Source organism: Microbacterium maritypicum MF109 (genome assembly GCF_000455825.1).
GTDB lineage: Bacteria > Actinomycetota > Actinomycetes > Actinomycetales > Microbacteriaceae > Microbacterium > Microbacterium maritypicum_A.
In genome coordinates this window covers 125,910-141,867 of the sequence record NZ_ATAO01000195.1, presented here as the reverse complement: position 1 = coordinate 141,867, position 15,958 = coordinate 125,910, and the positions used below count along the sequence as shown (strand labels likewise).

Sequence of the window (15,958 nt, the reverse complement as noted above, 5' to 3'; positions counted from 1 at the left end):
GGAAGCAGGGGTGAGCGGGGACCCACCACCCGGGCGCCATGGACGGTGTCCGTGGCGCCCGACCGAACCCTCGCGAGCATGACGACGATCGACGCGGACCATTACGCGTGCGGCGGACGATTTTTGTCCGCCCCTCGGAACACAGCCGCGAAACCCGGCCGATAGGCTCGGTGCCGTGTCGAACGCCGAATCCTCCGTCTCCGCATCCGCCGCCTCCGACCTCCGCCGCATCGCCGCGGCCCTCGCGGATCCGGAGCCGCTGAACTGGGTCATCACGGGCGACTCGATCACCCACGGGCTGGTGCACACACAGGGCGGGCGCAGCTACCCGGAGCACCTGCACGAGCTGATCCGCGGCGAACTGGAGCGCGTGCGCGACGTCGTGCTGAACACCGCGATCAGCGGCAACCGCATCGTCGACCTCCTCGGTGACTGGGACCGTCGCGTCGCGTCGTGGCACCCCGACGTCGTCACGCTCATGATCGGAACGAACGACGCCTCCGACGGTGGACCGCGCGAGGTCATCACGGCGGACGACTACGCCGCGTCGCTGCGGGAGTTCGTCGAGCGAGTGCGCGGGCTCGGGGCGATCCCGGTGCTGCAGACCCCGCCCGCGATCGACACCCGCAACGCCCCGGAGCGGGCGCGCATCGGCGAGTTCGCCGATGCCGTGCGGCACGTCGCCGCGAGCGAGGACGTGATCCTGGTCGACCAGTACGCCCGCTTCGCCGATATCGGCGCCGGTGGCGTCCCGTGGGGGCTCATGAACGATCCGTTCCACCCGAACACCGAAGGGCATGCGGCCCTCGCGCTCGAACTCGCGCACGTGATCGGCATCCGCCCCGACGGGCCCCGCGCGCGCACCTTCGCTCTGCTCGAAGGAATGGTCGCGACCGCCCGGCTGAACGGCTAGACCGCTCGGACGCCCTCACCCTCGGTGGACGAAAGGCCTCTGGACGCCGCCGCAGGCCCCCGCTAGGTTGAGCGCATTCGCAGTCGTCGGAGAGGTGGGGGCATGTCTCACGTGGTGGCAACAGGGGCCGGGAAGGCCATGATGGAGCGTCGGAACGACCCGACGCACGATTACATCCTCGAGCTCACCGGCAAGGAGCGACCCCGCGTCCTCTTCGTCGGCACGGCCACGGGTGACGACAGCGCGTACATCGTGAGCTTCTACTCCACCTACGACTCCGACAGGTGCGCGCCACACCACCTGCCGCTCTTCCACCGCGCGGTCGACGACCTCGCCGGCTTCGTCAAGGGCTTCGACGTGATCCACGTCGGCGGCGGGAACACCGCGAACATGCTCGACGTGTGGAAGCGGCAGGGCCTCGACGAGATCATGCGCGAGATGTGGGAGGACCCCGACTCGAATGTGGTGTTCACCGGAGGCAGCGCCGGGGGCATCTGCTGGTTCGAAGGCGGCACCACCGACAGCTACGGTCCCACCCTGCAGGTCCTTCCCGAGGGACTCGGGTTCCTGCACGGCAGCTTCTGCCCGCACTACGACGCCGAGGACCAGCGCCGTCCGCTGTTCCACGCCTCTCTGCTGAGCGGCGAGCTCTCCACCGGGTACGCGGTCGGCAACCTCCAGTCCCTGCACTTCGAGAACTCCACGTTCGTGACCGCGGTCAGCCCCGTGGAGGACGCCCTCGCCCTGCGCGTCGAAGCCATCGACGGCAAGATCGTCGAGACCGAACTCCCCACGACGGTGCTCGCCGGGAACGCCCCGATCGTGAAGGGACCGTCGTCATGAACGACAACGTGTGGATCCTCGTCGCCGAGCTGATCGTCGTCATCGGCGCCATCTACATGGGCACCCGCACGAGCGGGATCGGGCTCGGCGTGTGGGGGCTGGTCGGCGTGGCCGTCCTCATCTTCTTCTTCGGCGAGGCGCCGGGCAATGCGCCGGTCGATGCGGTCTTCATCGTCATCACGGTCATCACCGCCGCATCGACCATGCAAGCCGCCGGCGGCATCGACTGGATGGTGTCGGTCGCGGCGAAGGTGATCAGACGCAGGCCGAGATCCGTGGTCTTCCTCGCCCCGGCGATGTCGTTCCTCTTCACGGTGGGCGCCGGAACGGGGAACATCTTTTACCCGTTGCTGCCCGTCATCTACGACGTCTCGTATCAGCAGAAGATCCGTCCGGAGCGGGCACTCTCGGTCTCCGCCGTCGCTTCGCAGGTCGGCATCCTGTGCTCCCCCGTCTCCGCAGCCACCGCCTCGATGGTGGTGCTGCTCGCCCCTCAGGGAGTCGACCTCGGCGGGCTGCTGCTCATCATGTGGCCGGCCTCGATCGTCGGGCTCTTCGTCGCCGCACTCGTCATGATGCGTCACGGCAAGGACCTGGAGGACGACCCCGAGTTCCAGAGGCGCCTGGCCGACCACCAGATCAAGCCGCCGGAGACCGACGCCCACGAGAAGAAGCTGCCGTCGACCGCCGTCCTCTCCGCCTCGCTGTTCCTGGCCGGCGTCGGCGTGATCGTGCTCTTCGGCCTGTTCGAGAATCTGCGTCCGGTCATCGGCACCGACGACGCCGGCGACCCGGTTCGACTCAGCGTCACCGTGATCATCGAGGTCGTGATGGGCATCATCGCCGCCCTGATCTTCGTCTTCTGCAAGGTGAAGGCGGCCGACGTGCCCAAGCAGCCCACGTTCCCCGCCGGCATCGTCGGCGCCATCGCGCTCTTCGGCATCGCCTGGCTGGCGAACACGTTCGTCGCCGCGAACCAGACCCTCATCGTCGACGGACTCGGCTCGGTGGTCTCCGGGTCTTCGGCTTTCCTCGGCGCGCTGCTGTTCGCGCTGGCGCTGTTCGCGGTCGCGATGCTCACGACCAGCCAGTCGAGCGCCACGAACGCGATCGTGCCGATCGGCATCACGATCGGCCTGCCCGCCTCGCTCCTGGTGGGGCTCTGGCCGGCGGCGATGGGCATCTACACGCTGCCGGCCAACGGCAGCCAGGTCGCGACCGTGGCGTTCGACCAGACGGGAACCACCAAGATGGGCAAGTTCGTCTTCGACCACTCGTTCCAACTGCCGAACCTCATCTACGTGGCCGTGGCGATCATCGTGGGCGTGCCGCTCTCGTTCCTGTTCACGTGAGCTGAGCGGTCGTCCACGACATGACCGACGGCGTCGACCGGACCGCACTGCGACAGTTCCTGCTCGGGTTGGCGCAGGGCATGAACGCCTCGGCCGAATCGGTCGACCGCATCCGCGACACGATGACCGACGTCGCGAAGGCCTACGGCGGCGGTGACGCCGACTTCGTCGTCCTGCCGACGATCATCCTCGTCGAGACCGGGGAGTCGGAGGAAGCCCGCGTCGCGATCCGCTCCGCCACGAACGCCTCTTTCCGCTTCGATCAGATCGCCGCGCTGTACGAACTGATCGGCCAGGCGCGGACGGGGGCGATCCCGCCACTCGACGGCATCAGACGGCTGAACGAGATCGGAGCCATGCGCCCGCGGCTCGACTGGTTCACGCGCACCCTGGGTCACGCCATCCTCACCACCGGGCTCGCCCTGCTGCTCGCGCCGACCTGGCAGGGCGTGATCGTCGCGTTCGTGCTCGGCTTCGGTATCGGGCTGCTCAAGCTGGTGCGGTCGCCGACGCTCCAGCTGATCCTGCCCATCGCCGCCGCGTTCGTGTGTGCGGCGGCGGTCTTCCTCCTGGCCGAGGTGATCGAGATCGGCGATCCGATCCGTCTTCTCATCGCGCCGCTGGTGACGTTCCTCCCCGGCGGCGTGCTGACCACGGCGACGGTCGAGCTGGCGGCCGGACAGATGATCTCCGGCGCCTCCCGCCTGGTCTACGGCTTCGTGCAGCTGGCCCTCCTGGCTTTCGGCATCCTCGCCGCCGGCACCGTGGTGGGAGTGGAGTCGCGATCGTACGAACCGTTGGAGGCCACCTCCCCCCTGCCGTGGTGGGTGGCGATCATCGGCATCCTCGTCTTCGCGCTCGGCAACTATCTGCATTTCTCGGCGCCGCCCTCGACCTTCGGCTGGGTGCTGATCGCCCTGGTCGTCGCGTATTCGGGGCAGTGGGCAGGCAACGAGTTCGTCGGCCCCACGGTCGGAGGTTTCGTCGGCGCGCTCGTGATGACCCCCGTCGTCTTCTGGATCGCGGGGCTCCGGCACGGGGCGCCGTCGCAGCTCACGTTCCTGCCGGCGTTCTGGCTGCTCGTCCCCGGAGCGGCCGGTCTGGTCGGACTCACCGAGGCGGTCGCCACCGACGGCGGACTCACCGACTTCGTCGCGGCCCTCGTCTCGGTCATGTCGATCGCCCTCGGTGTGCTCATCGGCACCGCGCTGTACCGCGTCGTGCATCATGGTGCGGAAGAGATCGTGCAGTTCGCCGTGGCCCTGCCCGCGCCCGACGAGACCACGTCGACTCCGAGATTCTGGTCACGGCTCACGGCTCCGTGGCGTCGGTCGGCCGACCGCTGACGCGACCGGACGGCGCAGAGTCCGGCATCCCTCCCCCGGGTATCACCGGCACTCCCTCCCCTTGGCTTGCCCCTCTGGCTTGCCCCTCTGAGATTTCGGAATATCGTAGGGGTGGGGACCTGGGGAGGTACGGTGTCGGCATTTGTCGCGCAGGGGGACGGACACATACCACGAGTGTCGGCGCACGCCATCAGTCGTCCACGACTGATCGCCGCGCTCGAGACCGAGACGCCGTTGACGCTGGTCCGGTCGGCATCGGGGTCGGGCAAGACCACCGCCCTCGTCGATTGGGCGGCCGCGACCACCTCACGTGTCGTGTGGATCACCGTGACGCCTTCCATCGCGACCGGCGATGCCCTCGCCCGCGCGCTGCTGCGGGTACTGCCGGGCACGGCTCCCGCGCACTCCGCCGCCGCGGAAGACGGCTGGGCCGCCGTGACCTCGCGTCTGTGCGACGTGGACGGTCCACTGGTCGTGGTGCTCGATGATGCGGCCGCCGTCGACCGCGAGGGCGTGTTCGCACTGTGTCGAGCCGTCGCCACCACCCCGCTGACCCGCCTGATCGTCGCCACGAACCGCCCCAGCCCCTTCGACAGCGAGGGCCTCGACCTCGTGATCGACACGACGCTCCTGGCCCCCGAAGAGCTCATGTTCGACGCCGAGGAGATCCGCCGGGCGCTCGACGTCGACGAAGACACGGCCATCGCCACGCGCGAAGCGACGGGAGGGTTCCCCGCTCTCATCCGTGCGCTGGCCCTCCGCGGCGCCGGAACGGACGCGGTGTCGTTGCGCGCCGCCACCACCGTGATCGAGGACTACCTGCAGGATCGGCTCGCCGAATGCGCCTTCGATCGGCAGACCCTGCAGGGCCTGTTGCGGATCAGCGTCACGGAGTCGGTCGACGTTCCGCTCGCGGTGGCGCTGACGGGTGACGCCGAGATCACCAGAGCCCTGGACCAGGCCGAGACGTTCGGCTTCGGTCGCTGGGCCGCCGACGGGCGCAGCGCCTTCGCCCTGACGCCGCTCACGCGAGGCATGCTGCGCCGCGAGCTCCGCCGGGTCGCTCCGCACGAGATCCCCCAGCTGCGGCGCATCGCGGCAGAAGGTGCGGTGCGCCGCGAGCTCCCGCTCGAGGGACTCCGCCTCGCCCTGGAGGACGACGACCTGCGCCTCGCGACGCACGTCACGATGTCGGGATGGAACCGGCTGCTCCACCGTGATCGGAATGCGGTGGTCGAGCTGCTCGGGGATGTGCCCGTGGCGCGGCTCAAGCGGGAGCCCCTCGTGGCCATGCTGCTCGGGATGTGCCTCAAACCCAACCGGCTCCGACGCCAGCGCGGGCTCCAGCTGCTGCGCATGGCGGTGGCGGCGGCGAACGCCCGCCGCACGACGCTCTCGGCCACGGAGCGGATCTTCATCTGGGCGGCCGAGAGCGCGTCGCTGCGAGCCATCGGTCGACCGGAGCGGGCGGCCCAGGTGGCGGCGCGCGCACTGGCGCTGTTCCACGAGACCCCCGAATCGCAGTGGCAGCAGTACGCCCGCGACATGCCGCTGCTGTGCACCCATCTGGGCATCTCGCTCTATTACGGCGGAGAGCAGGAGGAGGCCATCCGGCTGTGGGAGGAGGCCACCGCCCTGGCCGCGGCGCACGGGAGCACCAACGCCTTCCACGGGATATGCCTCCTCGCCGGGGTCCACGCCCTGAACGGGGATCTGCCGGAGGCGCGTCACTATGTCGGTCTCATCCGCGACGGCGAATGGGACCCGGTGCTCCTCGACAGCTATCGGGGCACCTACTACCGGGTGGCCGAGGCGATGCTCGCGGTCGAGGACGGCGACATCGCCGCGGCGAAACGGCACATCCGCTTCTTCGAACCGTACCGGGCGACGAGCGAGCACTGGACGACGATGGCCTCCGTGGAGGCATGGATCGCTCTGCACGAGGGTGAGGCCGCTGCCGGACTGGAGCGCCTGGAGTCGTTCGTCCGTCTCCGGGGAAAGGAGGCGAGTGCGCCTCACGTGCGCCACGCCCTGTCGCGCCCGAGGACGCTCCTGCACCTCGCCCTCGGTGATGTGAGCACCGCCAGGAACATCGTGCAGCGGGATACGCTTCCCGACCGTTTCGGCACGGTCCTCAAACGGGCGCGCCTGGCACTCGTCGACGGCAGGACCGCCGACGTGGTCCGGCTTCTGGGGCAGACCCGCCTGCGCCCCTCCACCGCCCGAGAGCGCGCCGAAGCAGCGGCCGTGCACAGCGCCGCGCTGCACCGGGTGTCCGCTGCGGCCGCGCAGCCGTCGAGCGAGGCCCTGAATGCCCAGCTCACCGACCGGGGACTCACCACCCCGCTCGTGCTCCTGGGCGCCGAGGACTTCGGCGCCGTGCGATCCGATCTCGACCCCACCGGTCGGGCGACCTTCCCGCTGCGATCGGCGCTGCCGTCGTTCGCGACCCGGCCACGACTGTCATCCCGCGAGCAGATCGTGCTGCGCGCCCTGACGTCGGGAGCGCCGCTGCCGGCGATCGCCGACGAGCTCCGCGTCTCGCAGAACACGCTCAAGACCCAGCTCCGCAGCATCTATCGCAAGCTCGGCGCGCACAACCGCGCCGAGGCGATGGAGCAGGCGGCGCGCCACGGCCTGCTCGCGGAGTGACCCGCGGTCCCGCGGGAACGCGGAAGGCCTCGTCCGTCGCATGCGACGGACGAGGCCTTTCCCGTGTCCGCTAGACCTGCGCCCGGCGACGACGCACGATCAGCAGCACGGCACCGCCGAGCAGCAGCGCGATCGCGAGAGCCAGCACCCACGGGGCCAGCAGGCCGCCGGTGAGAGCGAGCGGCGTGAGCACCGGGTTCTCGGTCACGCTCGTCGGCGGAGTGATCGTCTCGCCACCGGGAGGCGTGGCCGTCCCCACGGCCACGTTGCGCAGATTCGCTCCGGCGGCGTCGGCGTGCACGGTCACGGAATACGTGATCGTGACGCTCTCGCCCTCGGCGAGGCTGCCGGACCAGCGCAACTGCGTGCCTTCCACCGTGGGAGCGGCCACCGTGCGTGCGGATGCCGTGCCGTCGCCCACGACGGCGGTCGCGCCGGCGCGGAGGTCGGCGTGCCGCAGCACTCCGGAGAGATCATCCGTGATGACGACCTCGTCGAGGCCCGTCTCGCCGGTGTTCGTGCCGACGAGCGTGTACGTGACGACGCTTCCCGTGGCGACGGCCGTACCGGTTCCGGGATCGGCGGTCTTGACGAACGCGAAGCCGGGGGTGCCGACAGGGTTCTCCGTCGTGACGGGCGGAGGCGTGATCACCGCACCACCCGGCGGGGTGGCGGTACCGGAGACCGTGTTCGCGATCGTCGCACCGCCCGCGTCGCCGTTCACGGTGACCGAGTACGTGATCGTGACGCGCTGGCCCACGGCGAGAGCGCCCGTCCAGGTGAGCGCGTCGCCGTCCACGACAGGAGCCGGGGCTGACCCGTCGACCACCGTCGCGGTGGCGTCGCCGTTGTAGGCGGCGTGGGCGAGCACGCCCGACAGGTCGTCGCTGATGCTCACAGGCGCCAGTGCGGTCTCACCGGTGTTCACGCCGGTCACCGTGTAGGTGATGACGCTGCCGGGGTCGACTCGGGTTCCCGAGGAGGGGTCGGCCGACTTGCGCACCTCGAAGCCGGGCTCGTTCACCGGATGCTCCGTCGTCGCGGGAGGGGTCTCGATCGGCGGCACACCTCCCGGCGGGGTCGCCGAGCCCGAGACCGAGTTCGCGATGACCGTTCCCCCGGCGTCGGCCTGCACGGTCACGGAGTACGTGATCGTGACGGTCGCACCGACGGGGAGGACACCATCCCACGACAGCCGGTCACCGGTCACCACAGGGGCGGTCGCCGCGGTGGTGCCGATCCTGGCGGTCGCGTCGCCGTTGTAGTCGGCGTGCGAGACCACTCCCGAGAGGTCGTCGACGATCGTGACCGGGTCGAGGATCGTCTCGCCGGTGTTCACGCCGGTCACCGTGTAGGTGATGACACTGCCGGGGTCGACCGCGGTGCCCGCCGCCGGATCGGCGCTCTTCGACACCGAGAATCCGGGCACGTTGACGACGTTCGTCGTGATGCCGGGCGGCGGGGTGATGACCGATCCCCCCGGAGGGGTCGCGGTCGCGGTCGCACTGTTCTCGAGCACGGACCCCACGCCGTCCGCCCCGACCGTGACGGAGTACGTGACGGTGACGGTCTGGCCGACCGCGAGCGCGCCCGACCAGCGGAGCTTCACTCCGGCGACAGACACCGCAGCGGCGGGCTGCCCGCCGATCACGGCCACGGCATCGGAGTTGTACGACGCGTACGGCAGCACCTTCGACAGGTCATCCGTGATCTCGACCGGGTCGAGGGCGGTCTGACCGGTGTTGACGGCCGTCAGCGTGTAGGTGAGCACGTCACCGGGGTCCACGGCGGTGCCCGGTGCCGGATCGGCCGTCTTGGCGAACGTGAAGCCGGGTGCGTTGACCGGGTGCTCCGTGGTCGAGGGCGGCGGGGTGATCGGCGTGCCCGGGGTCGTCGGGCTGTCGGGGTCGCTCGGGTCCGTCGGGATCAGCGGAGTCGCCGTGCCCGTCGCCGTGTTGGCGACCGTCTCGCCACCGGCGGTCGGATCGACCGTCACCGAGTAGACGATGACGACGTCCTGACCGGGGCGCAGCATTCCGCTCCAGGACAGGGCCCCGCGAGCCACGCTCACGTCCCCGCGGGTGGCGGTCACGTCGTCGTTGTACGACGCGTGGGCCAGCGCACCGCGCAGGTCGTCGGCGATCGAAGCCGGGTCGAGCACGGTGTCACCCGTGTTGGTGCCGGTGACCGTGTAGGTGATGACGCTGCCGGGATCGACGCGCGTCCCGGTGACGGGATCGGCCGACTTGGTCACCGTGAATCCGGGGGTGGCGACCGGGTGCTCCGTCGTCGACGGGGGCGTCGTCACCGGGGTTCCCGGTGTGGTCGGGCTGCCCGGGTCCGTCGGGTCGACCGGAATGAGGGGTGTGCCCTCACCCGTGACGGTGTTGCGCAGCAGCACACCGGTGGCATCCTCGTCGACCGTGACCGTATAGGTGATCTCGACCCGAGCGCCGGGAGCGAGCGTCCCCTTCCAGGTCAGGGTGGTGCCGTCGAGGGCGATCGCGCCGGTCGAAGCGGTCGCGTCGTCACCGTACCGGGCGTGCGCGAGCACGGCCGACAAGTCGTCGACGATCGTCGCCGGATCGAGCGTCGTGTTGCCCGTGTTGACCCCCGAGATCGTGTAGGTGATCGTGTCACCCGCGCGCACGGCGGTACCGGAGGCCGGGTCAGCGGACTTCACGACCTCGAAGCCGGTGTCCACGACCGGATGGTTCGTCTCCACCGCCGGCGGGACGATCGGCGTTCCCGGGGTCGAGGGACCGGCAGGGTCGGTCGGGTCGACGGGGATCTGCGGCGTGGCGGTGCCGGTGGCGACGTTGTGCAGCAGCGCCTTCTGGACACCCGCGTCGACGGTCACCGAGTAGCGGATCGTGACGGAGGCTCCGCGGGGCACCTCACCCGACCAGGTCAGCGTGCTGCCGGTGACGGTGACGGAGCCGCGGTCGGCGGTGACGTCGTCGTTGTAGCCGGCGTCGTCGAGCACACCCGAGAGGTCGTCGACGATGCGGGCCGGGTCGAGGTCGGTGTCACCGGTGTTGGTGCCGGTGATCGTGTACGTGACCGTGTCGCCGGCCGAGACCGCCGTGCCCGACGCGGGATCGGCGGACTTGCTGATCGTGAAGCCCGACCCGATGACCGGGTGCTCGGTGGTGACGGTCGGCGGGACGATCGGCTCGCCCGGCACCTCCGGCCCCTCGGGATCACCGGGCTTCGGCGTGGTCGGCGTCGCGGTGCCGGTGACGGAGTTCTTCAGGATCTCTCCCGAAGCGTCCGCATCCACGGTCACGGAGTACGTGATGGTCACAGCCTGCCCGGGGGCGAGCGCGCCGGTCCAGGCGAGGTCGTCACCGGTGATGGTGGCGGCGCCCGTGGTGAGGGGCGTGCCGGCGACCGAGGTCGCGATGTCGGAGTTGTAGGCGGCGTGCGCGAGCACACCGGACAGGTCGTCGGCGATCGACGCGGGGTTCAGCGTGGTCGCCCCCGTGTTGGTCCCGGTCACCGTGTACTCGATGACCTGCTCCGGCTCCACGACCGTTCCCGCTGCGGGGGTGGAGGTCTTGGCGACGGTGAAGCCCGCGACGGGGTGCTCGGTGGTCACGGGCGGGGTGACGGGCGGAGGGAGCGTGCCGGGCGGGGTGCCCGAGGCGGTGACGCTGTTGGCGATCCGCTCACCCTCGACGCCGGCGTCGACGATGACCGAGTAGGTCAGGGTGAGCACCTGACCGGGCTCGAGCGCACCTGTCCAGGCGAGGTCGTCACCCGTGACGGTGGCGGCCCCAGACGCCACGGGCGTGCCGTCGATCTTGGTGACGACATCACCCTGGTACTCGGCGAACGCGAGCACGCCGGAGAGGTCGTCGTTCACCTGCACGGGGTCGAGGACCGTGTTCCCGGTGTTCTCGGCCTCGACCGTGTACGTGAGGCGCTGGCCGGCCTGCACGGCGAGGCCGTCGGCGGGATCGGACGTCTTGCGCAGAGCGAGGCCGGGCACGAGTCGCACGTTCGTGAACGTGCACGTGACGTCGGTGCCGCGCGAGCCCGACGGCTGCGTCACCTCGCCCGAGGCGGTCACCGCCACCGGGGTCGTGGTCCCGTTGGGGTTCACCTGCACGCAGTCCAGCGACTCCGCGTACCGGGTGCGATCCGTCGTGCCGGATGCCGCCTCGGACAGGCGGAAGGTGTCGCCCTGGTTGGTGAAGACCGGGCCCGCGTAATCGGGCTGCAGGCCCGTGCGCTCTCCGCGCGTGGTGGCGTCGGTCTGCGCGACCTGGTAGCCGGCGGGCGACTGCACGCGCAGCGCGAACTGGTCGGTGGCCGAGTGGCGCCCCGCGGGGAGGTCCTTCTTCAGCGTGAGGGTGTTCGGGAAGGTGCAGCTGGACATGTCGGTGGGAGCGAAGGACCCGAGCGACGTGGTGTTGACGGTCTGCCCGCGGGGTAGGTCGACCTCGATGATGCGGTTTCCGCCACCGGACGCGGAGACGAAGATGTGTCCGAGGTTTCCGAACGCGATGCCGTTGCCCTGCACACCGGCACCCATGTCGTGCACCTGCTTGGCCTCGATGGTGGCCGTGCTCGGCGTGACCGTGGCGGGCAGGTCGGCGGAGTAGATGAAGTTGTCCGCGACCAGGACGAGCTGACCCGAGGCGCTGAAGGCCATGTCGCCGTTGGCGCCGAACGCGCTGCTGCCGGCGGTCGGGCGGAGGGTTCCGACCTGCACGTAGGTCTGCGGCGTGAGGTTCTCCTCCCACGCGTAGATGTTGATCGCGCCGTTGATCGTGCCGCTGGCGAAGTAGTAGACGCCCGTGTCGGGGTGCACGGCGCCACGCAGCACCGACGAGTTGAGGGTGAACGACGTGCGCGTGGTGACGTCGGTCACACGGTCGTGCTTGGCCAGCACCTTGCTTCCGGCGGCGTTGGTGACCGTGTAGGCGTACTGGCCGCTGGACGAGATGCCCAGGGCGTTGTTGGAGTGGTCGACGCCGAGGGTCGTGGCACCGAGCGTTCCCCCTTCGCCGGGGGCACCGCCCTGCTCGTTCACGACGAACTCGCGCACCTCGGTCGCGCTCTGCACGTACACCGCTCCGGGGGTGCAGAGGAACGGATCAGCCGCAGCTGCCGGCGCTGCCGTCAGCGTCCCGCCGATGAAGACCATCGACGAGGCGACGAGCGCCGTGCTCACGGCGCCGCCGATCAGCTTTCTCGCGCGGCCCCGCCAGCGGTTGCGCCGCTCGGACGGAAGGCCATCGGATGTGCGGTCCTTGCGGGCAACACGAAACGCCATGACTGTCTCCCCATTCATCGCTTCCCCGGCGCGCACTCGCGCACGGAAGCCCCCGCCCCCTCAGGCGACCGCCGAGCACCATTCGGGCATGGTGAACTCGGTCCGGGCCACCGTCAGCCTGCCCGTCGGCCGAGACGCGATCCTGCCGATCCCGGAGAATTCACCCCGTCTTTTCACCCCGTACGACGGCTTCCCCCGTTCCCGCGAAGAGGGGCGCACCGACGACTCCGGCGCGCCCCTCCGCAGCGTGGCTACTGCCGGGACCCGATCTCGTCGATGGGACGGGTGCGCATGGTCGCCGTGGTCCCGACCCACATCGCCACGAGTGCCAGCGCGCCCATCGCCCCGACGATCAGGAACGACCCCAGCACGGGCAACGCGGGGATCGGCTGCCCCGAGATGCCCATGCTCACGCCGATGAGCGGAGGGATCGCGACGACCACGCCGAACACCATCGCGATCACCGCCACGAGCACGGCCTCGATCCGCATCATCGAGCGCACCTGCCCGCGGGACGATCCGATCAGCTGCAGCAGAGCCAGCTCCCGTGAGCGCTCACCCGTCGCCATGACGAGCGTGTTCACCACGGCGATCGCGATGTAGCCGAGGATCACCAGCAGTGCGACGAGGTTCACCCACCCGTTCTGGGCGTGCGCTCCGGCCCCCGCGGCCTCCTGCCCCGATCCGTCGGTCACGAGCAGACCGCGCGCCTCCAGCGCGGCCCGGACCTCGCCGGTCGCCCCCTCGTCGACCGCCACGAGCGCGAAGGCATCGAGACCCGTCGTGGTGTGGGCTCTGACCTCTTCGGCGGCCATGGTGAGGTCGCCGAAGCCCAGACCCCGCTCGTACACCGCGACGACCGTGGCCTTCAGCGGCGAACCGTCTCCGAGGTGTCCGACGACCGTGCCGCCGATACCCAGCCCGAGCGTCTGCGCGGCATCCGTGCTCACCGCGACCGTCGCGATGCCGTCGAGGTCGGCGAGCGATCCTTCACGCACGCGGAGATCGAGACTGTGCGCGATGTTCTCCGGGTCGACGCCCTGCAGCACATGCTCGGCACGCTCCAGCTTGCCCTCGAAATCGAACGAGTCCACCACCGCCGCGCTGAGCGCGACCCCCGACGCCTCGGCCACCCCGGCCATCTCGCGGATCACGTCGACCGCCTCCGGCGAGAGTCCCGACGGCGCGGCCACCCGCAGGTCGGCGATCACCCCGGCGCTGGCCTGGGTCGCCGCCTCCGCGGCGATGATCGACGGCGCCCCGATCTGCACGAGGCCCAGCCCGATGCCGAGAGCGATCGGCAGGATGGCCGACGCCAGCCGCCTGCTGTGCGCCGCGGCGTTCGCCGACGCGAGGAAGCCCGCAGACGACGAGCGACGCAGCACGGTGCCGACCAGCCGGACGCTCAACGACACCAGCCACGGGCCGAGCACCGCGAGCGCGACGATCAGCAGCATGGCCGCACCGGCAGCCGCGCCGGCGGCGACCTGCCCGCGCACGACGAGCGGCACCGTCGAGACCGAGATCCCCGCGGCGGCGAGCACGATTCCGGTGATGATGCGCGGCAGACCGATGGCCGGAGCGCCCGTCGCCGATTCCCGCAGCGCTTCGACCGGATCGAGCTTCGCGACCCGGGCCGCCGCGATGCGCGCCGCACCCCAGGCCGAGGCCAGCACGAGCAGCACCGCGCCGACGGCGGGGAGAGGACCTGTGGCCAGGGCGAAGTCGCCGGGGATCACGCCACCGGATACGAAAGCCGCCTGCAGCACGGTCGACAGCAGGTATCCCGGCGCGATGCCGAGCAGCACCGCGACGGCCGAGACCCACAGCACCTCGCGGGCGACGAGCGCGTGCACCTGGGACGGACTCGCCCCGACGGCCCGCAGCAGCGCGTAATCACGGCGGCGCGACTGCACCGACAGCGACAGGGTGCCCGCCACGATGAACATCGCCACGAGGATGCAGGTGCCGACGAACGCGCTGCCGATGGCCACGAGCGTCGAACGCGCGGCGCCCGAGTCGAGGAACTCGACGTCGCCGCGGGCGTCTCCCGTGCGGGCGACCAGGTCGGGGAAGGCCTCGCGGATCGCACCGGCCGTCTGCTCGGGGTCGACGCCCGAGACGAACACGCCAAGTGCCTGCGCGGCCCCCTCGTGCGGGTCGAGCTGGTCGATGCGACGCTCGCTGAGGAACACGTGCGCTCCTCGCTCCGGCATCACCGGTGCCGCGACCTCGCCGACCACGCGGTACTCCGACGGGACGCCGCCGTGCGCGAGGACGACCGCGTCGCCCACGGCAAGACCGCTGCCCGCGGTGACGACGACCTCGTCGGCTGCCGCGGGCTCCCCACCCTCGCGCAGCTCGAAGCCGGTCAGCGCGGTGGAGGGCCACGGGTGCGCCTCGACCAGGACGGAACCGCCGGCATCGGCATCCGCACCGGCATCCTGCAGTGAGAGCGGAATCGTGACGTCGGCCACGACGCGGTCGACTCCGGGAAGAGCGGCGATGTCGCGCGCTGCGTCGGCGGGCAGCGGCACGCGTTCCCGCAGGGGAACCGGCAGGTCTTCCGGCACATCGACCTGCTGCGGCGCACCGACCACCACGTCGACCGCGGAATAGCGTTCCGGCGCCAGGCCTCCGCGCATGCCGGATTCGACGAGGACTCCGAGGCCCGTCACCAGTGCACTCGCCACGAACACCGCGACCGCCACTCCCACGAAGCTCCCGCGGTGATGGCGAAGATCGGCACCGACGAGTCGGCTCAAGCCCAGCGTGCCCGACATCACCACTCCCCCAATGCGCTCATGCGGGCGTTGATCTGCGCGGGGTCGGCACCGTCGAGGTATCCCGCGAAGGCTCCATCGGCGAGGAAGATGGTGCGATCCGCGTGCGCGGCCACCACCGGGTCGTGCGTGACGACCACGACCGTCTGATCGAGCTCGCGCGCCGTGTGCGCGAGCAGGTCGAGAACCTGCTTGCCGGAGCGGGAATCGAGCGCGCCGGTCGGCTCGTCGCCGAACACCACATGCGGCCGGGTGATGAGCGCGCGGGCGATCGCCACCCGCTGCTGCTGGCCCCCGGAGAGCTCGGAGGGGCGACGACGACGGTACTCGGTGAGCCCCACGGCGTCGAGCAGGAAGTCGAGCCACCGCGCCTCGAGTCGACGGCCGCCGAGTCGCAGCGGCAGAGTGATGTTGTCTTCGACGTTCAGTGCGGGGAGCAGGTTGTACGCCTGGAACACGAAGCCCACGTGATCGCGGCGGAAGGCGGTGAGCTGGCGTGCCTTCAGCCCCGAGATCTCGGTTCCGCCGAGGTGCACGGTGCCACTGCTCGGCCGGTCGAGTCCTGCGGCGCTGTGCAGCAGGGTGCTCTTGCCCGAGCCCGAAGGGCCCATGATCGCGGTGAACGTGCCCTTCGCGATGGCGAGGTTCACGCCACGGAGGGCCGTGACGCGGCTGGCACCTGTGCCGTAGGTCTTGACGACGGACTGCAGCCGCAGTGCTTCGGAGGGCCGCGCGTCGACGGCCGGGGAGAGGGGGGTGAAGGTCATGATCCGACGCTAGGGACG

Annotated in this window: 8 protein-coding genes; 5 read left to right on the top strand and 3 right to left on the bottom strand. The window is 70.5% G+C overall.

The genetic code is table 11. The features are described from left to right. The first annotated feature begins 175 nt into the window (after window positions 1-175). The 5 genes from L687_RS33470 (at window position 176) to L687_RS33450 (ending at window position 7,106) form a co-directional block, all read left to right on the top strand. Window positions 176-913: an SGNH/GDSL hydrolase family protein gene (locus tag L687_RS33470; RefSeq protein ID WP_021200191.1), complete on the top strand. Its 738-nt coding sequence runs from the start codon at window positions 176-178 to the stop codon at window positions 911-913. 102 nt (window positions 914-1,015) lie between these two features. Further along, complete coding sequence (locus tag L687_RS33465) at window positions 1,016-1,756, top strand: Type 1 glutamine amidotransferase-like domain-containing protein (RefSeq protein ID WP_029258853.1); 741 nt, start codon at window positions 1,016-1,018, stop codon at window positions 1,754-1,756. Beyond that, entirely contained in the window at window positions 1,753-3,108 is a 1,356-nt protein-coding gene (locus tag L687_RS33460) for an anaerobic C4-dicarboxylate transporter family protein (RefSeq protein WP_021200189.1), read from the top strand. The genes L687_RS33465 and L687_RS33460 overlap by 4 nt, the downstream gene beginning before the upstream one ends. 20 nt (window positions 3,109-3,128) lie before the next feature. Further along, the gene (locus L687_RS33455; protein WP_021200188.1) at window positions 3,129-4,454 is read left to right on the top strand and encodes a threonine/serine exporter family protein; all 1,326 of its coding nucleotides are present in this window, start codon (window positions 3,129-3,131) and stop codon (window positions 4,452-4,454) included. A 174-nt stretch (window positions 4,455-4,628) separates the two neighbouring features. Beyond that, window positions 4,629-7,106 (top strand): LuxR C-terminal-related transcriptional regulator, encoded by a 2,478-nt coding sequence (locus L687_RS33450; RefSeq protein WP_021200187.1) that lies wholly within the window; start codon window positions 4,629-4,631, stop codon window positions 7,104-7,106. Between the two features lie 70 nt (window positions 7,107-7,176). Here the strand turns inward: L687_RS33450 and L687_RS33445 are convergent, their stop codons facing one another. The 3 genes from L687_RS33445 to L687_RS33435 form a co-directional block, all read right to left on the bottom strand. Then, window positions 7,177-12,390 (bottom strand): beta strand repeat-containing protein, encoded by a 5,214-nt coding sequence (locus tag L687_RS33445; RefSeq protein ID WP_021200186.1) that lies wholly within the window; start codon window positions 12,388-12,390, stop codon window positions 7,177-7,179. 251 nt (window positions 12,391-12,641) lie between these two features. Continuing rightward, window positions 12,642-15,173 carry an ABC transporter permease gene (locus tag L687_RS33440; RefSeq protein WP_021200185.1) on the bottom strand — a complete coding sequence of 844 codons (2,532 nt, stop codon included), beginning with the start codon at window positions 15,171-15,173 and terminating at the stop codon, window positions 12,642-12,644. Then, window positions 15,173-15,940: an ABC transporter ATP-binding protein gene (locus L687_RS33435; protein WP_021200184.1), complete on the bottom strand. Its 768-nt coding sequence runs from the start codon at window positions 15,938-15,940 to the stop codon at window positions 15,173-15,175. Before L687_RS33435 ends, L687_RS33440 begins: the two co-directional genes overlap by 1 nt. Window positions 15,941-15,958 lie beyond the last annotated feature (18 nt).